We start from the raw sequence: 21218 nt of genomic DNA on the forward strand, positions 1-21218 counted from the left end.
ATGGATTTTTGTTCTTGGTGACCTTAGGAAGACTCGACTGTAGGTCGCCGAGCGATACATGCATAATCACGGTTTCCTAAGTATGTATACCGGATTTGATATGTATGAAAATCCAGAAGTCCCCACGCTCACGCCACGTAACCTCGGCGCCCTGAAAATTTCCAGCCGGCAGATCACCTTGCTCAATGCCCTGGGTGAATTCGGCAACCTGCGCCGGGCGGCCACGGCGATGCACACCACGCAACCGGCCGCCAGCTTGCTGTTGCAGCAACTCGAAGAGCGCCTCGGCGTGCGCCTTTTCGAACGCTTGCCGCGCGGTATGCAGCCGACCCTTTATGGCGAGGTGATGATCCGCTACGCCCAAGGCGCGGTGCATGAGTTCGAGCATGCCCAGGCGCAGATTGCGGAACTGGCGCGCGGGGCCACGGGACTGGTGCGCGTCGGCAGCGTGATGGGGCCGGTGCCCAGTCTGCTGACCAATGCTGTGCTGGCGTACAAACGCGCTCACCCCAAGGTGCGGATTTCCATAGAAGTCGGTACCAGCGATACCTTGCTGCCTGCGTTGCTGCGCGGCGATTTCGATGTGGTGTTGGGGCGCTTGCCGGACCAGAGCGACAGTCAGGACCTGGACATCGAACTGTTCGAAAACGGCGAGCAGATGCGCGTGATTGCCCGGGCGGGTCACCCGTTGGCGGGTTCTTCGCCCTTGCAGTTGGCCGACCTGATCACCTTGACCTGGATTCTGCACCCCATCGGCAGCCCCATGCGCCGTCGAGTGGAAACGGCCCTGCAGACCGGCGGTTTGGTGCAGTCGCTGGACATTGTTGAGACCGCTTCGATCCTGGCGACCACCGCAATGCTGGAGGCTTCGGACATGATCGCGGTGGTGCCCAATGACGTGGCCGAGCATTATGCGCGCTATGGCATGGTCGCTATCCTGCCGGTCGAGCTGCCGATCTCCATGGCCAACATTGGCCTGCTGACCTTGCGCTCGCGGCCAAGGTCGGTGGCGTTGAATACGCTGCTGCAGTATTTGCGGGGGCAATAGCTTTGACTTCGTCTGTTCGGGCGGATGAACTGACAGACACTGCATTCCATCTTTAACGAGGCGCTGACCCGATGCCGTCGGACATTACCCATTCCAGCTTCTGCAATTGGGTGCGTTTCAAGCACCTGGTACTGATCGACACCTTGGCGCGCACGCGCAACATGCACGCCACCGCGATACGGATGAACCTTAGCCAACCAGCCTTGAGCAAGATGCTGCGCGACCTGGAGGAGCAGTTCGGCTTTTCCCTGTTCCAGCGTCTGCCTCGCAGCATGCCGCCCACGGAGCTTGGCGAGTACGTGGTGCGCTATGCACAGGGTGCACTGGCCGATTCACACAAGTTCGTCGACCAGGTCAACCGCCTGCGCAAAGGCGGCCATGGCTTTCTCAAGGTGGGCGGGATTTTCGCGGCAACCTCGGTGGTGCTGCCCGAAGCCATCGTCGCGATCAAGGCGCGCAGCCCTTTGCTGTCGATCGAAGTGGTGGAGCAATCCAGCGATCATTTGCTCGCCATGCTTGAGCAAAACAAGCTCGACCTGATGATTGGCCGCTTTACCGAAGAGCGTTACAGCCAGGTTTTCGACTTCGAGCCCTTGGAGCCCGAGCCCTTCAGCTTGGTGGTCAACCGCAGCCATCCGCTGAACGAGCTGGACTGCACACCGCTTGAAGCGCTGGGCCAGTGGCCGTGGGTGTTGTACCCGGTCGGTACGCCGATTCGCGATCGCCTGGAACTGGCCTTCAAGGCCGCGGGCATCGCCTCTCCGGCTGACAGCGTCGAAACCATCTCCATGCAGATGTTCCTGCAATTGCTGCACTCGGGGCCGTTGATCGCCATGCTGCCCAGATCCATGGTGGCGGCGCAGCTGGACAGCGGCCAGTTCAAAGAGCTGCAGACCCCGCTGCGCCTGGCGCCACTGGAGTACGGCATCATCACCCGCAAGGACGAGCCGCTTACCGGTTCTGCCCGGGAATTCGCCGACATCCTGCTCGATTTCGCGCGCCAACGACGGGAGGAGGAGGGGGCGACTGATTGATTAACGACGGTCAATAAGACAATTCGATAACGCCAGGTTATCGATTGATCGGATCATCTCATTGGGAATGTTCAGGCAGGGTCCATACAGTTATCGCAGATTCGCCCTTCACAGAAAGGGCGACGCCATAACAAGAAGACAGCCGTACTGCCCTGAGAGGTCCCATGCAACTGATTGCCAGAACCCGGACCAGCGACGCTGCCGTGATCCGCCTTAACCCCCTGGATAACGTTCTGATTGCACGCCAGGCCCTGCCTGAAGGCTTGAGCCTGGAAGCCGAAGCAATCACCGTGCGCCAGCCGATTCCCTCCGGGCACAAAGTCGCTAGCCAACGCGTGGAGCAGGGCCAGCCGCTGCGCCGTTATGGGCAAATCATCGGTTTTGCTTCGCAACCCATCGAAGCCGGCGACCACGTGCATGTGCACAACGTGGAGATGGGCGACTTTGCCCGTGACTACGCCTTCGGCGTCGATGCCCACGCCATGCCAGGCACCGAAGCCGTTTTCCAGGGCATCGTGCGTGCCGATGGCCGCGTCGCGACTCGCAACTATGTCGGCATTCTCACTTCGGTGAACTGCTCGGCGACTGTGGCCCGGGCCGTGGCCGATTACTTTCGCCGGGATATCCACCCCGAGGCGCTGGCTGATTTCCCGAACATCGACGGCGTCGTGGCGCTGACTCACGGCGTCGGGTGCGCAGTGGACCCCAGCGGTGAGGCTTTAGGTTTGTTGCGCCGCACGCTCGGTGGCTACGCCGTTCACCCTAACTTTGCGGCAGTGCTGATCATCGGCCTGGGGTGTGAAACCAACCAGATCGAGAGCCTGCTCGAGACTCAGGGTCTGAAGGCCAGCGACCAGTTGCGCGCCTTCACCATCCAAGGCATAGGCGGCACTTCGAAAACCATCGCCAGTGGCATCGAGCAGATAAAGGCATTGCTGCCAAAGGCTAACCAGGTGCAGCGCGAACCGGTCAGCGCTCGCCACTTGATCGTCGGCCTGCAATGCGGTGGCTCGGACGGGTACTCGGGCATCACCGCAAACCCTGCGCTGGGCAATGCCGTTGACCGCCTGGTGGCGGCGGGTGGCACCGCAATTCTCTCGGAAACCCCGGAAATCTATGGCGCCGAGCACCTGCTGACGCGCCGCGCCGTGAGCCGCGAGGTGGGGGAAAAACTCATCGCGCGCATCCACTGGTGGGAAGACTACTGCCAGCGCATGAACGCCGAACTGAACAACAACCCCTCGGCCGGTAACAAGGCCGGTGGCCTGACCACCATCCTGGAGAAATCCCTCGGTGCGGTGGCCAAGGCCGGTTCCAGCAACCTGGTGGATGTGTATCTGTACGCCGAAGCGGTCCGGGCCAAGGGCCTGGTGTTCATGGACACCCCAGGCTACGACCCGGTCTCGGCCACAGGGCAAGTCGCCGGCGGCGCCAACCTGATTGCCTTCACCACGGGCCGGGGTTCGGCCTACGGCTGCGCGCCGACACCTTCGATCAAGCTGGCGACCAACAACCGGGTATTCGAGCACCAGGAAGAAGACATGGACGTGAACTGCGGCGGCATCGCCGACGGTTCCACCAGCATTGAAGAGCGCGGTGCCTTCATCTTCGAACAGATGCTGCGCATCGCTTCGGGCGAGCGCAGCAAGAGCGAACAACACGGTTATGGGCAGAACGAGTTCGTGCCCTGGCAGATCGGTGCCGTGACCTGATTGACAGCCCTGCAACCTTCACGAGGCGAAAAGTACATGCAAGTTTCCGGATACAACTTTATTGCCGGCCAGCGCAGTGCGCTGGGCGACACCCTGGTCTACAGCGTCGACGCCCACACTGGCGAACGACTGCCAGGCGCTTTCCATCAGGCAACTCTGGCGGAGGTCGATACGGCGGTGGCAGCTGCGAGCGCGGCATTTCCGCTGTTTCGCAATTTGCCCGCGGTACGCCGGGCGGAATTTCTTGAAGCCATCGCCGACGAGCTCGACGGCTTGGGCGAGGATTTCATCGCATTGACCTGCCAGGAAACAGCGCTGCCGAGCGCCCGTATTCAGGGTGAGCGCGGTCGTACCAGTGGCCAGATGCGCCTGTTTGCCCAAGTGCTGCGCCGTGGCGATTTCTATGGTGCACGCATCGACCAGGCTCTGCCGACACGCACCCCCATTGCGCGTCCTGACTTGCGTCAGTACCGCATCGGTGTTGGCCCGGTGGCGGTATTTGGCGCCAGCAACTTTCCCCTGGCGTTCTCCACGGCCGGAGGTGATACCGCCGCAGCCCTGGCGGCCGGTTGTCCGGTGGTATTCAAGGCCCATAGCGGTCACATGGCGACAGCCGAGCGGGTCGCCGAAGCGCTGATCCGTGCCGCCGAGCGCACCGGTATGCCGGCCGGCGTGTTCAACATGATCTTTGGTGCCGGCGTCGGTGAGGCGCTGGTCAAGCATCCGGGCATCCAGGCGGTGGGCTTTACTGGCTCGCTAAAAGGCGGCCGTGCCCTGTGCGACATGGCGGCGGCAAGACCGCAACCGATCCCGGTGTTTGCCGAGATGTCGAGCATCAATCCGGTGGTGGTTTTGCCACAGGCCCTGGCCAGCCGCGGCGCTCAGATGGCAAAGGAACTGACTGCCTCGGTGGTGCAGGGCTGTGGCCAGTTCTGCACCAATCCTGGTCTGGTGCTGGGGATTCGCTCACCGGCGTTCAGCACTTTCATTGAGCGCTTGACCGGGCACATGGCCGAGCAGGCGCCACAGACCATGCTCAATGCCGGCACCTTGAATAGCTACGGCAAAGGCTTGCAGGCGTTGCTTGCTCACCCGGGCATCAAACACTTGAGCGGCCTCGCGCAAACGGGCAACCAGGCGCAGCCGCAGCTGTTCGAGGCCGATATCAGCCTGTTGCTGGAACAGGATGAACTGCTGCAGGAAGAGGTCTTCGGCCCTTGCACGGTGGTGGTTCAGGTCACGGATGAAGCACAACTGTTGCGCGCGGTCGAGGCCTTGCGTGGCCAGCTCACGGCCACGCTGCTGGCCGACAACGATGACTTGGCCGCATTTGGTCACCTGTTCGGTGCGTTGGAAGTGAAGGTCGGCCGAGTGCTGCTCAACGGCTACCCGACCGGTGTCGAGGTGTGCGATGCGATGGTCCATGGCGGCCCGTACCCGGCCACTTCCGATGCCCGCGGCACTTCGGTCGGCACTCTGGCGATCGATCGCTTCCTGCGTCCGGTGTGCTACCAGAACGTGCCCGATGCGTTGCTGCCCGATGCCTTGAAGAACGCCAACCCACTGGGCATACAGCGCCTGGTCGATGGCAAGAACAGCACAGCCGCCTTGAATTGATGACGGAACAGCCAGCATGACTGAAGCCAAACACTACGACGTACAAACGCTCACCACGTTCGTCGAGCAACTGTTCGAAAAAGCCGGGGCTGATGCCGAAGTCGCCCAGGTGGTGACCCGGGTACTGCTCGAAGGTGAATTGCTGGGCCATCGCACTCACGGCCTCAACCTGGTGAGCCGCTATATCGGCGGTATGCTGACAGGGCAGGTCAAGGCCAGTGCCCAGTTGCTCGAGCAGGTCTCGGATAGCGGCATTTCGGCTCTGTTCGATGGCCACTATCTGCTCGGTCCTTATTGTGTCAGCCGAGCCCTGGACTGCGCGGCCAAAGGCGCCACGGAGCAGGGCATAGGTATCGCGGTGGTGCGTCGTGCCTCGCACATCGGTTGCCTGGCCGCTTACCTGAAGCCGTTCACTGACCGTGGCCTGGTGGCGATGGTGTATTCCTCGGACCCGTCGGTGGGGCTGGTGTGTGCCCATGGCGGGATCGATCCGATCTACACGCCCAACCCGATTGCCGCTGGCATCCCGACCCGAGGCGAGCCGATCCTGCTGGATGTGAGCATGTCCACCGTAACCCTGGGCCTGATCGGCCAGTGCCGCGATGCCGGCAGCGCACTGCCTCACCCGGTGTTGATGAGCAATGATGGCCGTCTGAGCGACGACCCGACCGACTTCTTCACCACCCCGCCGGGCAGCATCCTGCCCCTGGGCGGTCAGGCCTTTGGCCACAAAGGTTTTGCCCTGGCGATTCTGGTCGAGGCCCTGACCTCGGGATTAGCCGGCCACGGGCGCAAGGACGCCCCGGACCAGTGGGGTGCTTCGGCCACGGCTGTGGTGATTGACCCGCGCTTCTTCGGCGGGCTGGAAGCCTTCACCGACGAAAGTTCGTTCCTGAGCAAGCTGATCCTGGCCAGCCGTCCGGCCGACACCGAGCGCCCGGTGCGTTTGCCTGGCCAGGCCGGTCTGAAGCTGCGCGAGCAAGCCCTGCGCGAAGGCGTGAGCCTGTCGCAGAAGGTGATCGATGATCTCAACCAATGCGCCGGGCAGTTGCAGCTTCCAGCACTTTCTCAATGACTGACAACGACAACAAGAGTGCAGACATGACAAACGAATCAAGAGCACAAGCACCGCTGCAGTTGAGCAACAACGCCGCCGTATTCAATACCGGCAGTTGGGTCGGGCGCGTCTGGCTGCCCGGCCAGGGGCCGGCAGTGGTGCTGGTCAAGGCCGGCGCCGTGCACGATATCAGCGCCCATGTGGCAACCGTCTCGGCCTTGCTTGAAGTGGCTGACCCTGTGGCGTATCTGCGTGCATTACCCTTGACCCAGGCCCTGATCGAGTTGCCTGCGTTGCTGGGCAACAGCGACCCGAGCCTGCGCGACGAAAACTTGCCGTGGCTGCTGGCGCCGATCGACCTGCAAGCCGTTAAGGCTGCTGGCGTGACTTTCGCCGCCAGCCTGCTGGAGCGTGTGGTCGAAGAGCAGGCCAAGGGTGATCCGGCCAAGGCCGATGCGATCCGCGACACCCTGGCCAGCCGCATTGGCGCCGACCTTTCGCAAATCGTCCCAGGCTCGGCCCAGGCCGAAGCCTTGCGCAAGGTACTGGTGGAGCAGGGCTTGTGGTCCCAGTATCTGGAAGTGGGCATCGGCCCGGACGCCGAAATCTTCACCAAGGCCCAGCCAATGTCGGCGGTCGGCCACGGTGCCGACATCGGCATTCACCTCAAGTCGAGCTGGAACAACCCGGAGCCGGAAGTGGTGTTGGCGGTGTCGAGCAACGGTACCGTTCAGGGTGCCATGCTTGGCAACGACGTCAACCTGCGCGACTTCGAAGGGCGCAGCGCCTTGCTGTTGGGCAAAGCCAAGGACAACAACGCATCCACCTCCCTGGGCCCCTTGCTGCGCCTGTTCGACGAGACTTTCAACATGGATGACGTGCGTAACGCGCAAGTGGATTTGCGCGTCGAAGGCCAGGACGGTTTCATCCTTGAAGGCCACAGTTCGATGCGCCAGATCAGTCGCGACCCGCTCGACCTGGTCCAGCAAACCCTGAACGAAAATCACCAATATCCCGATGGCCTGGTGCTGTTTCTCGGTACCCTGTTCGCCCCCAAGCAGGACCGCGACCAGCCGGGCAACGGTTTCACCCACAAGCTGGGCGACATGGTGGCCATCAGCAACGCGCAACTGGGCACCTTGAGCAACCGCGTGACCACCAGCGACCAGGCGCCGCAGTGGAATTTCGGCCTGCGCTCGCTGATCGAGAGCCTGAGTCGGCGTGGCCTGCTCGAGGCGGCAGTGACGGCGCGTCAGCCCTGATTTTTTCGTCATACCCCAAGGATGAGTGTGTCACCGGTTGAAGGAGCACCGGGCATTGAAACCGCTGCAATAACAATAATAAAGGCCATCAGATGAACACACTGAAGAAGTATCAAAGCATCACCGTTGTCTTCCTGCTGTTGATCGGCATCGTCAACTACCTGGACCGTAGTGCGCTGTCGATCGCCAATACCTCGATCCAGAAGGACATGATGATCAGCCCCTCGCAGATGGGCATTCTGTTGTCGGCCTTCTCCATCGCCTATGCCTTTGCGCAGTTGCCGATGGGCCTGATCATCGACCGCCTGGGCAGCAAGATCGCTCTGGGCGCCTCGTTGCTGGCCTGGTCGGTGGCTCAGTCAATGTGCGGCATGGTCAACAGCTTTTCCGGTTTCATGGGCCTACGCGTACTGCTAGGGATTGGCGAGGCACCGATGTTTCCTTCGGCGGCCAAAGCCCTGTCCGAATGGTTCGATGCCAACGAGCGCGGTACTCCGACCGGGATCGTCTGGTCGTCGACGTGCCTGGGCCCATGCCTGGCGCCTCCCTTGCTGACGCTGTTCATGGTCAACTTCGGCTGGCGCGGAATGTTCGTCATTACCGGCGCGATCGGTATCGTTCTGGCCTTGTGCTGGTTGACCTTCTACAAGAGCAAGGCGCGGTACCTGGCCGAGCTCGCGGCTGAAGGCAAGCCCTTGCCAACCGAGAAAAAGCGCCAAGTGCAAGCGGCCACCTCGCAGGCACCGAAGGTCTCCTACTTTGCCGGCTGGCTCGACCTGTTCAAGCACCGCAGCACCTGGGGTGCGGTCCTGGGCTTCATGGGCGTGATCTACATGCTGTGGCTGCACCTGACCTGGCTGCCCGGTTACTTCGAGCGTGAGCATGGCTTGAACCTGTACAAGACCGCATGGCTGGTGTCGCTGGCCTATGGTTTCGGCGCGGTGGGCACCATCGTCGCCGGACGCTTCTGCGACCTGCTGGTGCGCCGTGGCATGAGCATCCTGGCCAGCCGAAAATTCGGCGTGATCACGGGCCTGGTGCTGGCTGCGCTCTTCACCCTGCCGCTGTCGTATGTCACGGGTCTTGCCGGTTGCATCATCCTGCTGTGTCTGGCGCTGTTCAGCATCAACATGGCTAGCGCCACGGCCTGGATGATCGTCAATACCATCGTCGACAGCCGCCGGGTCGCCTCGTTTGGTTCGATCCAGAACTTCGGCGGCTACATCGCCGGTTCCGTCGCGCCGATCGTCACCGGCTTCAGCATCCAGTACTCGGGTTCGTTCAATACCGCGTTCATGATCAGTGCGGTGGTGGCGCTGTGTTCGGCTCTGGCGTACTTCCTGCTGCTCAACGCCCCGATCGGTAATGCCGAGCCTGCACCTGAGCACATCGTTGGTGTGACCGAGTAAGAGCCTTAAGTCATCGGCGGCCGGCGGCACCTGCCCAGGGAGGCTGACGGTCGCGGTGGTTCAACGTATCCGTTGAGGCAGTCGAGCAGCGTTATCTAACTGCCCCTCGAACGGACTGGAGGAGGGCGATGAAGCAATCGTCGCCCGTCCCCCTGTCGCACTGTGTGAATGCGGAGTGGCCACGATATGGCGCTCCACATCTTGACAGCACAAAGAGCGCAAAACCGGCGATTAAAAAATGCAGTAACGGCTGGCGAAGGCATCGTTTGATTGACGACAATCGAGATGCTTTAAGTTCGGAGACGGTTAAGTTCATGACTTATTGCCCCACGCTATACTCGAATAGTTTTCGAAGCAGAGTGGAGTATTGCTGCTGGACCGGAAGTTTCCATCGAGGTCAATCACGATAGTCACTAGGTATTAGTCGCAATCGGATTAACCCACTCCCCTGGCAGTGCAGTCACGTACCCCGCGCACTGGAAGTCAGCACTCAGTTGGCGGAAGCCCATTGGATTCTGGTCGAGAGCAATTACGGAGGGTCTGCCTACGGCGTTTCTTGTCATCCTGACCTGCTGGCTGGCCTGGCTATTCGCGACGTTCGGTCTTCATGCGCCGGCAAATCCTACGGTCATTGGGGGCATGCTTATCTGCGCCTTGTCGATTGCTGCTGCGATGATTCTGGTGGTCGATATGGCTCATCCTTACATTGGTGTCATCCATGTTTCGGATGTCCCGTCGCGGACTGCGCTTATGCATATCGGTAAGTAGTTTTTTGTGTGATCGAGCGGTGGCCATTTGGATTGAGGTGCGCGCGCAGAGGCTAAAGCCACGTATTCACCACTCTGCGATCCAGCTCCTCCCAATCCGCCATGCCCAACACTCGTGTGGTGTTCAATCCGCGCAAATAGCCGCGCAACTGATTGGCGGTGGCCCGTACAAGCTCCGGGTCGGGCGCGTTTTCGCTCAACAGTACGGTTTCGTATTGGGTCAGGTACTCGGCCACCCGGTCTCGGAAATCGGGCAAAACGGCGTCACGGATCAGGTCAAATGTTCTCAAGGAGAGATCCTCATCAATCTTTTCTGGTTGTGATTGAGTGTGCATGCGTCTGCACGGCGCGCAACTATCGCTAGAAGTAATAGTGACCATTACGAAACGCAAGTTCTGCTTTGTCGGCAGTAGGCGGAAAATCACCTCCATCGAACACGCGGCTCAAAAAATTTGCGTGATCAAGACATTGACCCGATGGCAATGACGACGTTCGACGCAGTTCCGTTGCTTGTTGAACCGAACCTTTTATTTTCAGGATGAGACCGATGCGCCCTTTTTTCGTGCCTGCCATGGCGTTTGCCTCTTTGCTGCTCGTCGGTTGTGCCTCCGCGCCGAACGATCCGACCCTGACCTTGCAGACCAGCAAGACCCCGGCCCAATACGCTGACTGCGTCATACCGAAATTGCAGGGCAGTGCGTTGAACCCGACTGTCTCGCAGACCCAGCGCAGCTACCGGATCGTGGTGCCGAGCAAGGTCTCGGCGGACAACGTGCTGGAAGCCTACAAGGCCGGGAACGGCGGCAAGGTGTTCATCTACGAGCGACATTTGCTGGCCTCGAACTTCCTGCCTTCGAGTTTTGAACGCGCCGCGCAGGATTGCATCTGACCCTGGCCCGTAAACGCTTCTCACAGCGCTCCTTTGGTTGGCCGCAACCAACCAATTTTCGCCCCGCACCGCATTCGGTGGCGGGGCTTTTTTTCGTCGGCGAAGGTAACAAGTAGCGAATAACTCGTTGTTGGTCCCTTAGTTGGCACTAAGCGAATAAAACTATTGATAAAAACTCCCATAAGCATTAAACGGAAAGCTCGCCGGCAAATTGCTAGCAATCAGTAAGTGAGTATCGCCGGTTTTTGGCTCAGGGAGCGCTGATGAGTGTTCGTCCATTGACTGACTCCCCGTGGCAATCGAACGATTGCGACGAAGTCGTCTCTCAACTTAAAGGGATCTTGGATACTGTCGGCATGGCCTGCGCCGGCAACCAGGACACGATTGAGCATTTGCTGGACTCGGCGCGCAACTGGGCCCATACCACCGCGTGGGTGGTTTACCGCGCCGGTGAACAACTGCATTTGGTCGGACAGGGCGACGCCCTGGAGCAGTGGCCGTCAATCGTTGCCAATGATGAGTTTGAAGCCTTTTGCCTGACCCGGCGCTTGCACCGCTGGCCGACCGGTCGAGGCGAATGTGTGCTGGGTTGGTTACTCGCGCCAGTCGATGATGCCGCGGACCCGACGCTCGCCGAGTTTGCCCAGCGCCTGGGCATTGAGGTTCAGACCAATACCTTGGCCCGTGCGCAGATTACTCAGCGTGTGCTGTATGAAATTACCTACCTGGCCAGTTCGACCCGCGACCGCTCAGTGTTTCTGGTGGGGGTCCACCGGCTGCTGGCCAGCCTGATAGACGCCGAGAACTTCTACCTCGCGCTGTATGACCCGCACAGTGGCAAGATTGACTACCCGTATTACGTTGACATCATCGACGTTGATGCCCTGGAGTCCGAGAACTACGAATACCTGGACCGTTCGCACCTGTCGTTGACCGGCCAGGTGTTGACCACTGGCCAGCCGTTGCTGATCGACGCCGCCGGCATTCTCGCGGCCCAGGCTGAGGGGCGTTTCTACTGCGTGGGTGATCGTCCCGAGTTCTGGATGGGCGCACCGTTGAAAAACGCCTCGGATGAGGTGTTCGGCATGCTGGCGATGCAGGTCTACGACGTGTCTCGTACCTACAGCGCTGAAGACCGCGCGCTGTTTCTGGTGGTGGCCCGCCACGTGGCCATGGCGCTGGACCGGATTCTGCACCGAGCGGACCTGGAAGAGACGGTGATGCGTCGCACCCTGGAGCTTTCGGCACTCAACGACGCATTGAGGCAGGAAGTGGCAGACCGGGAACGCGCCGAACATCTGCAGAGTGCGCTGTTCCAGATTGCTGAACTGTCGAGCCAGCCTGGCGACATGGCTGAGTTGTTTCAAACCTTGCATGGCATCGTCGGTGATCTGCTGTTCGCGCAGAACTTCTATATTGCGCTGTTCGACGACGCGACCGGTGAAGTGACTTTTCCGTATTACATCGATGAGCGGCAGACGACCCGCCCGGAGGCACGGCGTGGACGCCGGGGCTTGACCGAGTACGTTATCCGTCAGCGTCGACCTTGCCTGATTGATGCAGGCGAAGCTGACCGATTGTCTGCGCACGGTGAAATCGCAATGGCCCATGAATCTGTCAAAGCCTATTCCTGGCTGGGCATTCCATTGTTCGATGGCGATGTAGTGCGTGGCGTGCTGGCGGTGCAAAGCTATACCTCGCAGGTGCGCTATACCCTGCGTGACCAGGAATTGCTGACGTTCGTGTCGCGGCACATCGACACCGCGTTGTCGCGACGCACCGCCGCCGAAGCGATCCATGCTGCCAACCTCATGCTGGAAGCCCGGGTGCAGAACCGCACTCGCGAGCTCGATCACGCCAATGCCAAGTTGCAACACGAAAACTCCCATGATGCGCTGACCGGGCTACCGAATCGCACCTACCTGCAACAGCGCCTCAATCTGGCCTGGTCGCAGTTCGGCAGCGCAGGCGGGCACCTGGCGGTGATGTTCATCGACCTCGACCGTTTCAAGATGGTCAACGACAGCCTTGGCCACCATTTTGGTGACCTGCTGTTGAGGCAGGCCGCCCACCGTCTGCGTGGTTGTCTGCGCGACACCGACATGCTGGCGCGCCTGGGGGGCGATGAGTTTTCGGTGCTCGCTCCTGAGGCACCGCTGGACGTGGTGATCGACATCGCCGAACGGATCCTGGTGGCGTTTGACCTGCCGTTTGTCATCAATGGCCATCAGGTTTTTTCGTCCTGCAGTATCGGCATTGTCAGCGCCGACAGTCAGTTCCATCACGAGCCAGCCGACTTGTTGCGTGATGCCGATGCGGCGATGTACCGGGTCAAGAGTGCCGGGCGCGACAGCTACGCGGTGTTCAACCAGGAAGTGCGCCGTGAAGTCTCGGACCAGGTCGAGCGTGAAGGTGCCTTGCGCAATGCGCTCAAACGCACTGACGAACTGCTGCCGTATTTCCAGCCGATTGTCAGCGTCGAAACCGGCGAATTGTTGGCCCTTGAAGCGCTGATCCGCTGGCATCAGCCGGGCGGCCGGGTGATCGCGCCGGGCGAGTTTTTGCCGGATGTCGAGGGCTTGCGCCTGATCGGTCGACTGGATCTGTACATGCTCACCAGCATTGCAGTGATCCTCGCACAACCCCGGCACGCCAATTGGCCGCCGGTGCACGTCAATTGCTCCAGCTACAGCATGACGCGCCCGGACTTCGCCAGTGATGTGCTCGCACTGTTGGCGCGGCACGGGGTCGCGCCGTCGCGGATCTGCCTGGAGTTGACCGAAGGTGCGCTGGTGGCTGAGCCAGCCATTGCCCGACTGACCATGCAGCAATTGGCCGACAACGGCATGTCGGTGGTGCTCGATGACTTCGGCGCCGGGTTTTCATCCCTGAGCTATGTGCATCAATACCGGTTCAGCGGCCTGAAGATCGACAAGTCGTTCATCCTCGAACTGACCACCAGCCCCCGCAGTCGCGCGATCGTCCGGGCGATTGTGCGGATGGCCGAATCGCTGGACCTGAGTGTGGTGGCTGAAGGTGTCGAGGATGCAGCGACCCTGGACCTGCTGCGCGAAATCGGCGCAGGGCAGGCCCAGGGTTATTATTTTGCCAAGCCGATGGGGTTGGAGGCGTTGTTGGCGAGCTCGCTGGTTGGTTGCCAGGGTTTATGACGGATCGCCCCGTCAGTCGATGCGCGGGTGCTGTTGCACCAGAGTTTCGCGCTTGGCCTCCAGCGCGGCGATCTGCGCGTCGATGTCTTCGATCTTCTGTTCAATATTATCTTCATGCTCCTGCAGCAGTTCCCGCGCTTCCTCAAGGTCGGACGCCGCCGGGGCTGCACCATGCAAGGGTTTGTTGGCGGTTTCTTTCATGGTAATGCCGGTCACCAGGCCCACCACGGCAATCACCATCAGGTAGTACGCCGGCATGTACAGGTTGTTGGTGCTTTCCACCAGCCAGGCCACCAAGGTTGGAGTCAGGCCCGCGATCAGCACCGAGACGTTGAAGGCACTGGCCAGGGCGCTGTAGCGGATGTGGGTGGGGAACATGGCCGGAAGGGTCGAGGCCATCACGCCGATAAAGAAGTTGAGCACCACGGCAATGATCAGCAGGCCCGAAAATATCAGCCCGAGCTTGCCGCTGTTGATCAGCATGAAGGCAGGAATGGCCAGGCAGAACAGCGCGATGCTGCCGAAGAGGATAAAGGGCCGGCGGCCAATTTTGTCGCTGATAAAGCCGATCAGGGGCTGTACGAACAACATGCCGACCATGATCGCGATGATGATCAACACACCGTGATTTTCGCTGTAGTGCAAGTTGTGCGACAGGTAGCTCGGCATGTAGGTGAGCAGCATGTAGTAGGTGACGTTGGTCACAGCCACCACGCCGATGCAAGTCATCAGGCTGCGCCAGTGCTGGGTGGCGACTTCCTTGAAGGACACTTTCGGGCCTCTTGCCAAGCCTTCGCGGTCGCCTTGTTCGAGTTTTTCGACATGTTGCTGGAAGGCCGGGGTCTCTTCGAGTGCGTTACGCAAGTAGAGTCCGATTATGCCAAGGGGCAGGGCGAGGAAAAACGGCAGGCGCCAGCCCCACGCCTGGAACTGCTCTTCGCCTATAACGGCAGAAATCAGCACCACCAGGCCTGCGCCGAGTACAAACCCTGCGATTGAGCCGAAGTCCAGCCAGCTCCCGAGAAAGCCGCGCTTGCGGTCCGGGGCATACTCGGCGACGAAGATCGAGGCGCCGGTGTATTCGCCGCCTACCGAAAAGCCCTGGGCCATCTTGGCCAGCAACAGCAGGATAGGGGCCCAGATGCCGATTGAGTCATAGGACGGAATCAGTCCGATGGCGAAGGTGCTCAGGGACATGATCACGATGGTGGCCGCCAGGACTTTCTGCCGGCCATATTTGTCGCCCAATGCGCCGAAGAACAAACCACCCAGGGGGCGGATCAGGAAGGGCACCGAAAAGGTCGCCAGCGCGGCGATCATCTGCACGCTGGGGGACGCGTCGGGAAAGAACACCTTGCCGAGCACATAGGCGACAAAGCCATAGACGCCGAAGTCGAACCATTCCATGGCATTGCCCAGTGCGGCGGCCGTAATCGCCTTGCGCATCTTGGCGTCGTCGACAATGGTGATGTCGTCCAATCCGATGGGATTGACGGTTTTCTTGCTTGATTTCATGAGAATTACTCTGTCCCTGAACCCTCTCGATGCCATTGATTTAATGGCGCGCGCTCTTTGGTTCAGATACATGAGGACACTGAATAATTCAGCACCCTCCGTTTTTTTTGTTAAATCACCGCTGCACTGGGGTCGCTGAGTTGATCGCTACTCAGTGAATCGCGTTGCATTGAGTGCAGGTTTTTTTCGATGGTTTCGCAGAGGTTTTCCATTTGGATCTGGTGTTCGCTGTCGCGAAACGGGCTTTGCAGGTCAGTGCCGATGCGTTCGATGGCCAGCAGCATGAAGCCCACCACTGTCGAGGCCAGCGGGGTAAACCAGCCCAGGGATTCTACTAGCCCCACCGGCACAATCAGGCAGAACAGCGAAATGAACAGCCGTGGAAAATAGACGTAAGGGTAGGGCAGCGGCGTATTGGCAATCCGCTCCATGCCGCCCTGGCTGTTTGACAGATCAACCAGAGTCGACTCCAGCCGCGCCAGGCGAATGCTGTCCAGGCGCCCGGCCTTGTATTCCCGGGCCAGCAGAGCCGCGGAACCGTTGAGGATATCGTTGGCAAAATTATTGGTGGTGCCGCTGCGTGCAAACTCCCCGGCGGGAATAAACGCCTGTACTTCGAGCGGGCACGGCTGGCCCCTGAGATGCGCCGCCAGGCAATTTACGTACGCCACGTGACGGCGCAGCAGGGTTGACTTCATCGGATTGACCTCATTACCCGGATCATCCAGCAACGTCAGTACTTGCCGCGCAAAGCTACGGGAGTTATTGACCATCGCCCCCCACAACGTGCGCGCTTCCCACCAGCGATTATAGGCACTGCTGTTGCGAAAACTGATCAGCACCACCAACGCCGAACCGAGCAAGGTCAGAGGCATCAGCGGCAGATTGATCTTGCTGTTGAGAAACAGCATGAAGTCCACGGTGACGGCTATATCCCAGAGCAGCAACCAGAACAGGGCCCAGCCCACATAGCCCATGGTCTTGATGATCAGGCGGTATTTTTTGATGATGGCAGCTTTCAAACGGCGACCTCGCGGTCAAGGGTGAGCATTGATGCCCTAGTTCGGACGGCGTTTGCGGGATAAAGGTTCGGTGGGGGCTGCGATCAATGATCCGAGCGGTGTAACCTTGCCCGCTCGCTTACCAAGATAAGAAAAATAATCAGGAGTCATTGATGCAACCGATCCGTCTCGGTCTGGTGGGCTACGGCAAGATTGCTCAGGATCAACACGTCCCCGCTATTAATGCCAATCCCGCGTTCCAGTTGGTGTCTGTCGCCACGCAAGGGCAGCCCTGCGCCGGGGTAGAGAACTTTCAGTCCCTGAGCGAGCTGCTCGAAAACGGCCCGTACGTCGATGCGATTGCGTTTTGCACACCACCGCAAGGACGATTCGCTCTGGTGCAACAAGCGCTGGCCGCTGGCAAACACGTGCTGGTAGAAAAACCGCCGTGCGCCACGTTGGGTGAAGCGATGGCGTTGGTGATTCAGGTTGGGGAGCAAGGCGTCAGCGGGTTGTTCGCCTGGCATTCACGTTACGCGCCCGGCATCGAAGCGGCCCGTGACTGGCTGGCCAGCCGCACCTTGCAAAGCGTACAGATCGACTGGAAGGAAGACGTGCGCAAGTGGCACCCCGGCCAGGCATGGATCTGGCAACCCGGAGGCCTGGGCGTCTTCGATCCCGGCATCAATGCCTTGTCGATAGCCACCCATCTGCTGGCGCTGCCGCTGTTTGTCGAGTCTGCCGAACTGCGAGTCCCCAGCAACTGCCAGTCGCCGATTGCCGCGTCCATCAAGATGTCTGACGCGCGCCACCTCGATGTTCGCGCGGAGTTCGATTTCGATCACGGTCATGAGGAACTCTGGAGCATCGAGATTCGTTGCACTGAAGGCATCTTGCGACTGGACAACGGTGGCGCACTGTTGAGTATTGACGGCGTGCGCCAATCCGTATCGGAGGAGGGCGAGTACGCGGCGGTGTATCGGCATTTTCAACAGCTGATTGGCGACAAGGCCAGTGACCTGGACCTCCAGCCGCTGCGACTGGTCGCCGACAGCTTTTTTGTCGGCAGTCGGGCGTCGGTTGAGCCGTTCTTCGATTAGCTCGCCGAGCGGCGATCAGGCTATTTTCAGGGATGATTTGGTGATGAAATTTGTACACCGCATGAAGGCGTGCAACGCCTGCAAAGTACGTCGAGGACGTACGGGTCGAAGCGGCCTGTCGGCAAATAGAGCTGGGAAGGCGGTCGATGGAAGAGGTTGCGCGCCGATGCGTCTACCACAGTGTCGACGGGCTAAGAAAAGCCTTCGTGCGACGCATGGGGGTGAGTCCAAAGGAGTACGCGCAACGCTTCGCGCCAGTTAAGGAGCCCGCTTAGACATTGGCCAGTAGAATCTAAACGCTGCTCAGCACTTATGTGACTTGTCATGGTCAATAAATCCCGCAGGACCGTCAACGGTCGTACCGCTCGGAGCCGACCGGATCCGCATCGGCATTTTGATCAAGGACAGTGAACGCATGCTCGCCGCAAGATAATCAGCAACCGCCGCCACCTGGTTCCGTGAATCGGGACTCGCCGTACGTTTACCCCTCAATCCAATTCGAAGATTAAAAGCATGCACCTACGCAAAATTGCAGTTGGGCTGTCGGCCCTTGTTTTGCTCTCGACCGGGGCAGAAGCCCGCAGTCTGCTGGATCTCCTTAAGCCGCCCACCCAGCATCAGGAACAAGCGTCCCACTCGGGCTCGATCAGCCAGAACGCGGCGCTGGACCTCTATTCAAACAAGCAGAAGCAGGCATCGTTCGACGGCTGTGCAGATCTGTTCCCGGCAACCAAACCGATCAACATGGCCACTGTGCCCGCAACCATGAAACCCCTGGCCCTGTGTTCCGACAACTTCGCGGTGCTGTACTCGCAAACCAGCAAGACGCCGTTGGTAGTGGTCGAACGCCTTAATGCCGCCCAGCTGAAAGATGCCAAAGGGGAGGAGCGCACCAACCAGTTCTACCCGGACCCACGCATCCCCAAGAGTGGGCGGGCAGAGTTGAGCGACTACCGTAGCCAACATCCGGCCGTGGACCGTGGCCATCAATCCCCGGCAGCCGATGCACCGAACCCTAATGCAATGGCCCAATCCTTTGCGCTGTCGAACATGGTGCCGCAAGACCCCACCAACAACCGGAAGATCTGGAGTAAGGTCGAGGCGGATGTCAGAAAATTTGCCAAGCGAGCCGATGGCAATGTTTTTGTCTTTACCGGCCCGCTCTTTGACTCAGGCCACACCACCATCGGCGACAACAAGGTCTGGGTGCCGACCCGTCTGTTCAAGCTGGTTTACGACGCATCGTCCAAGCGTGCCTGGGCCTACGTACTGCCCAACGCTGAAACCCGTATCGAGAGACCGATGGATTATGACGCTTTCGTGAAGAGTACCGGGCTCAACTTGCTGGGGAATCTACCGGTCACAGGTTCCGTAGGGCGCTCTTGATGGTTTGATGAATTGCACCTCAAAGGCTGGATGCAACCGATGGGGTGCTTCATTCACGGATAGGGCCGAGCGAGTAGAAAAACGTGGTTTTCGCGTCCCAAAGAGGTCTCTACAAATGAACGACCAACCTGAACTTTCCCTTCGTTTAATCTCCGCGCCAGATGGCACTTTTAAACACCGCCATATTGATACACCGTCGCACTCCAATACTGGCTGCCGTTACGTTTTTGGCGAACCCATCCATCGGCCACCAGTTGTTTGGCGATCATTCGATTCATAAAGCCATGACCGAGCAGCAGAACCGGTCCTTCGTTGGCAAGGGACTGAAGTCGTCGAGCTGCCGTGCTGGCGCGCATCCTCGCAGTTCCGGCGGATTCGACGCTGCGTGAGTAACCGCACAACCATAAGACTCGAAGGATAAATGCCCAGGTAAACGACGATAGCCGTGGCAGTTTCCAGTGACCATAAGGCAGTTGCGCTTCACAGAAAAGCGCGTCGACAAGGGCGGGCTTCAGGCCAAGAGCCTGGACGGAGGTCAGCGCACGAGGCGCGCTGCTTGAGACAATCACCTTGGCGGTTGCGGCGAGCTGCATGCTGGCATCCGGGACGGGTTGGTTGGTAATTTCGGACCGGTTGTATTGCTCGATCCAGTCTTTCATATCGAGCGCTGACATTTTGTCGGTTGCGACCAGTTTTGGCTGGCCGTGACGCATCAGGATTATTTTCCTACTCACTGTATGTTTACGTCCTTGTTCAGGTGTGCGGTCAATGTGGAAGGAGTGCGGTTCCGGGAACTTAAGGTTTGACTCTCAAACCAATCGTGATCGCGGTACCACGCCACCGTGTCGGTGATTGTCAGCTCTAGTGGCCGGAAACTCAGGCCAAGCTCTTGTTCACTCTTGCTGTGGTTGAAACAGGTGCGGTCCTTCTCTCGTACCAACAGGCGCAACGTGGCCATGCTCAGCAGAATGGGCTTGCTGGTAATACGCGCATACATCTCCTGCACAGCCGCCAACGTGTATAGAAAGGGGAGCGGTAGTTGTCGAACGGGTGTCTTGACGCCCGCTATACGTCCAAGCATAGGCACCAGCTCACGCATTGTCATATGCCGGCCCGCCGCGAGATAGCGCTCACCTCGCCGCCCATGTTTGGCTGCGGCAATCTGCGCCAATGCCACATCGCGGGCATCGACAACGGAGAAACTACCGGGGATCAGTCCGGGCAGTTTGCCGAGCACGACATCGTTAACCAACTGTCCCGAGGAGGTGGGGCCCATGTCGGCTGGGCCCCACATCCAGCCAGGCAGGACCATGCAGGCATGCATCTCGGGATGGACCTCCAGGAACGACAAGACGACACGGTCGGCGAGAATCTTGCTACGGTAGTAGTCATCCGCATCGGCGTCGGCCCGCAGACATGTCTCATCGATGGACGTGCCAGGTGCGCCGTCGAGCACGGCAATGGAAGACGTATGGATGAACCGTCGTATACCGGCGCGGTAGGCCTGGTTTAGCAGGCGCCGCGTACCAGACACATTAATCTTTTCGAGTTCCTTCCAGTGGCTGCCGCCCTTGTAGTTGTCGCGAAAGAACGCCGCGGTGTGAAACACCGTATCGCAGCCTTGCAGCGACGCTGCGAATGCGTCGACATCGGCCATGTCCCCAACGACCAGTTCCACACCCGGAAAATTGTTGAACTGCTGTTCACCTTTGGCTCTTGAACGGACCAGGGCTTTGACCGCGTAGCCACGAGCGACCAATTCACGCACCAGGTTGTTGCCCAACAAGCCGGTTGCGCCAGTAACGAATGCGCTGTGCATGGCTCAACCCTCAGCTGGATAGGCTAACGGCATCAGCACCGCACTGTCGAAGAAGGCCTCTTCACGGATGGCCAGCCCGTCTCTGAAGGTGAAGTGTGCGGCGTAGTACGCGGTAATATGGCGTCCATGAGGTGGAATCACCCGGCCTGGCAGCACCAAGGGTGCGGCGAATGTGCCGGTCAGGAAGGCAGTCAGCGCCAAACGATCGTTACCGACGGCGAATGGGCTGAAAATCACTTGGGCATCGGGGAGCGCTTCGAGCAATGCGATCTCTCGTTTGCGCATGGCTTCGCGACCGGTTTGTATGCCCATGCTATCGAGGTAGATGAAGTCTTCGCAAACCAGCGCAAGCATCGCCTCCACATCACGGCGATTGAAGGCACTGGCGGCGCGTTCCGCATAGTCGTTGGGGCCAGTAGTCATACAGTCCAT

17 protein-coding genes and 1 pseudogene are annotated in these 21218 nt (G+C 59.7%); 12 read left to right on the forward strand and 6 right to left on the reverse strand.

Features of this window, described 5'->3' with window-relative positions; all coding sequences use genetic code 11:
* Positions 1–100 precede the first annotated feature (100 nt).
* The 7 genes from EAH74_RS30420 to EAH74_RS30450 all read left to right on the forward strand — a co-directional run bounded on the left by EAH74_RS30420 (position 101) and on the right by EAH74_RS30450 (position 9139).
* Positions 101–1048 (forward strand): LysR family transcriptional regulator, encoded by a 948-nt coding sequence (locus tag EAH74_RS30420; RefSeq protein WP_140683882.1) that lies wholly within the window; start codon positions 101–103, stop codon positions 1046–1048.
* 71 nt (positions 1049–1119) lie between these two features.
* Positions 1120–2082, forward strand: a complete 963-nt coding sequence (locus tag EAH74_RS30425; protein WP_140683884.1) for a LysR family transcriptional regulator — start codon at positions 1120–1122, stop codon at positions 2080–2082.
* 164 nt (positions 2083–2246) lie between these two features.
* On the forward strand, positions 2247–3794 hold the full coding sequence (locus EAH74_RS30430; RefSeq protein ID WP_140683886.1) for a UxaA family hydrolase: 1548 nt from the start codon (positions 2247–2249) through the stop codon (positions 3792–3794).
* A 36-nt stretch (positions 3795–3830) separates the two neighbouring features.
* Complete coding sequence (locus EAH74_RS30435; protein WP_140683888.1) at positions 3831–5411, forward strand: aldehyde dehydrogenase (NADP(+)); 1581 nt, start codon at positions 3831–3833, stop codon at positions 5409–5411.
* Between the two features lie 16 nt (positions 5412–5427).
* Complete coding sequence (locus EAH74_RS30440) at positions 5428–6486, forward strand: Ldh family oxidoreductase (protein ID WP_140683890.1); 1059 nt, start codon at positions 5428–5430, stop codon at positions 6484–6486.
* 26 nt (positions 6487–6512) lie between these two features.
* Complete coding sequence (locus EAH74_RS30445) at positions 6513–7730, forward strand: fumarylacetoacetate hydrolase family protein (protein WP_140683892.1); 1218 nt, start codon at positions 6513–6515, stop codon at positions 7728–7730.
* Positions 7731–7822: 92 nt separating this feature from the next.
* Positions 7823–9139, forward strand: a complete 1317-nt coding sequence (locus EAH74_RS30450; RefSeq protein WP_140683894.1) for an MFS transporter — start codon at positions 7823–7825, stop codon at positions 9137–9139.
* Between the two features lie 820 nt (positions 9140–9959).
* Here the strand turns inward: EAH74_RS30450 and EAH74_RS30465 are convergent.
* Positions 9960–10196, reverse strand: a complete 237-nt coding sequence (locus EAH74_RS30465) for a hypothetical protein (protein ID WP_140683896.1) — start codon at positions 10194–10196, stop codon at positions 9960–9962.
* Between the two features lie 257 nt (positions 10197–10453).
* Between EAH74_RS30465 and EAH74_RS30470 the strand changes: the two genes are divergently transcribed.
* Positions 10454–10795, forward strand: coding sequence for a hypothetical protein (locus EAH74_RS30470; RefSeq protein WP_140683898.1), 342 nt, complete (start codon positions 10454–10456; stop codon positions 10793–10795).
* 263 nt (positions 10796–11058) lie between these two features.
* A complete protein-coding gene (locus tag EAH74_RS30475; RefSeq protein WP_140683900.1) occupies positions 11059–13965 on the forward strand; it encodes a sensor domain-containing phosphodiesterase in 2907 nt (968 codons plus the stop codon).
* Between the two features lie 12 nt (positions 13966–13977).
* Here EAH74_RS30475 and proP read toward each other — a convergent pair whose 3' ends face one another.
* Together proP and EAH74_RS30485 are read right to left on the reverse strand one after the other, a co-directional pair.
* Entirely contained in the window at positions 13978–15480 is a 1503-nt protein-coding gene (gene proP, locus EAH74_RS30480; protein ID WP_140683902.1) for a glycine betaine/L-proline transporter ProP, read from the reverse strand.
* A gap of 110 nt (positions 15481–15590) precedes the next feature.
* Positions 15591–16502, reverse strand: a complete 912-nt coding sequence (locus tag EAH74_RS30485) for a bestrophin family protein (RefSeq protein ID WP_140683904.1) — start codon at positions 16500–16502, stop codon at positions 15591–15593.
* A 152-nt stretch (positions 16503–16654) separates the two neighbouring features.
* On the opposite strand from EAH74_RS30485, the gene EAH74_RS30490 reads away from it, so the two are divergent.
* The 3 genes and pseudogenes from EAH74_RS30490 to EAH74_RS30500 all read left to right on the forward strand — a co-directional run bounded on the left by EAH74_RS30490 (position 16655) and on the right by EAH74_RS30500 (position 18967).
* A complete protein-coding gene (locus EAH74_RS30490) occupies positions 16655–17581 on the forward strand; it encodes a Gfo/Idh/MocA family protein (RefSeq protein ID WP_140683906.1) in 927 nt (308 codons plus the stop codon).
* Between the two features lie 68 nt (positions 17582–17649).
* Positions 17650–17856 (forward strand): annotated as a pseudogene (locus EAH74_RS30495) (helix-turn-helix domain-containing protein); the annotation flags it as partial.
* Between the two features lie 238 nt (positions 17857–18094).
* Positions 18095–18967, forward strand: coding sequence for a DNA/RNA non-specific endonuclease (locus EAH74_RS30500; RefSeq protein WP_140683908.1), 873 nt, complete (start codon positions 18095–18097; stop codon positions 18965–18967).
* Between the two features lie 170 nt (positions 18968–19137).
* On the opposite strand, the gene EAH74_RS30505 is transcribed toward EAH74_RS30500, so the two are convergent.
* From EAH74_RS30505 to EAH74_RS30515, 3 genes are read right to left on the reverse strand one after another with little or no spacing between them, the layout of a single operon-like run.
* The gene (locus tag EAH74_RS30505) at positions 19138–19680 is read right to left on the reverse strand and encodes a histidine phosphatase family protein (protein WP_140683910.1); all 543 of its coding nucleotides are present in this window, start codon (positions 19678–19680) and stop codon (positions 19138–19140) included.
* Between the two features lie 17 nt (positions 19681–19697).
* Entirely contained in the window at positions 19698–20786 is a 1089-nt protein-coding gene (locus tag EAH74_RS30510; protein WP_140683912.1) for an SDR family oxidoreductase, read from the reverse strand.
* 3 nt (positions 20787–20789) lie between these two features.
* Positions 20790–21209, reverse strand: a complete 420-nt coding sequence (locus EAH74_RS30515) for an ester cyclase (RefSeq protein ID WP_008154664.1) — start codon at positions 21207–21209, stop codon at positions 20790–20792.
* Between the last annotated feature and the right edge of the window lie 9 nt (positions 21210–21218).

Origin of the sequence: Pseudomonas mandelii, from assembly GCF_006438925.1 — a bacterium.
Lineage (GTDB): Bacteria > Pseudomonadota > Gammaproteobacteria > Pseudomonadales > Pseudomonadaceae > Aquipseudomonas > Aquipseudomonas mandelii_C.

Coding starts and splice junctions, on each gene's coding strand:
- EAH74_RS30420 (WP_140683882.1), top strand. CDS start 101: ATGTATGAAAATCCAGAAGTCCCCACGCTCACGCCACGTAACCTCGGC.
- EAH74_RS30425 (WP_140683884.1), top strand. CDS start 1,120: ATGCCGTCGGACATTACCCATTCCAGCTTCTGCAATTGGGTGCGTTTC.
- EAH74_RS30430 (WP_140683886.1), top strand. CDS start 2,247: ATGCAACTGATTGCCAGAACCCGGACCAGCGACGCTGCCGTGATCCGC.
- EAH74_RS30435 (WP_140683888.1), top strand. CDS start 3,831: ATGCAAGTTTCCGGATACAACTTTATTGCCGGCCAGCGCAGTGCGCTG.
- EAH74_RS30440 (WP_140683890.1), top strand. CDS start 5,428: ATGACTGAAGCCAAACACTACGACGTACAAACGCTCACCACGTTCGTC.
- EAH74_RS30445 (WP_140683892.1), top strand. CDS start 6,513: ATGACAAACGAATCAAGAGCACAAGCACCGCTGCAGTTGAGCAACAAC.
- EAH74_RS30450 (WP_140683894.1), top strand. CDS start 7,823: ATGAACACACTGAAGAAGTATCAAAGCATCACCGTTGTCTTCCTGCTG.
- EAH74_RS30470 (WP_140683898.1), top strand. CDS start 10,454: ATGCGCCCTTTTTTCGTGCCTGCCATGGCGTTTGCCTCTTTGCTGCTC.
- EAH74_RS30475 (WP_140683900.1), top strand. CDS start 11,059: ATGAGTGTTCGTCCATTGACTGACTCCCCGTGGCAATCGAACGATTGC.
- proP (WP_140683902.1), bottom strand. CDS start 15,480: ATGAAATCAAGCAAGAAAACCGTCAATCCCATCGGATTGGACGACATC.
- EAH74_RS30490 (WP_140683906.1), top strand. CDS start 16,655: ATGCAACCGATCCGTCTCGGTCTGGTGGGCTACGGCAAGATTGCTCAG.
- EAH74_RS30500 (WP_140683908.1), top strand. CDS start 18,095: ATGCACCTACGCAAAATTGCAGTTGGGCTGTCGGCCCTTGTTTTGCTC.
- EAH74_RS30505 (WP_140683910.1), bottom strand. CDS start 19,680: ATGCGTCACGGCCAGCCAAAACTGGTCGCAACCGACAAAATGTCAGCG.
- EAH74_RS30510 (WP_140683912.1), bottom strand. CDS start 20,786: ATGCACAGCGCATTCGTTACTGGCGCAACCGGCTTGTTGGGCAACAAC.
- EAH74_RS30515 (WP_008154664.1), bottom strand. CDS start 21,209: ATGACTACTGGCCCCAACGACTATGCGGAACGCGCCGCCAGTGCCTTC.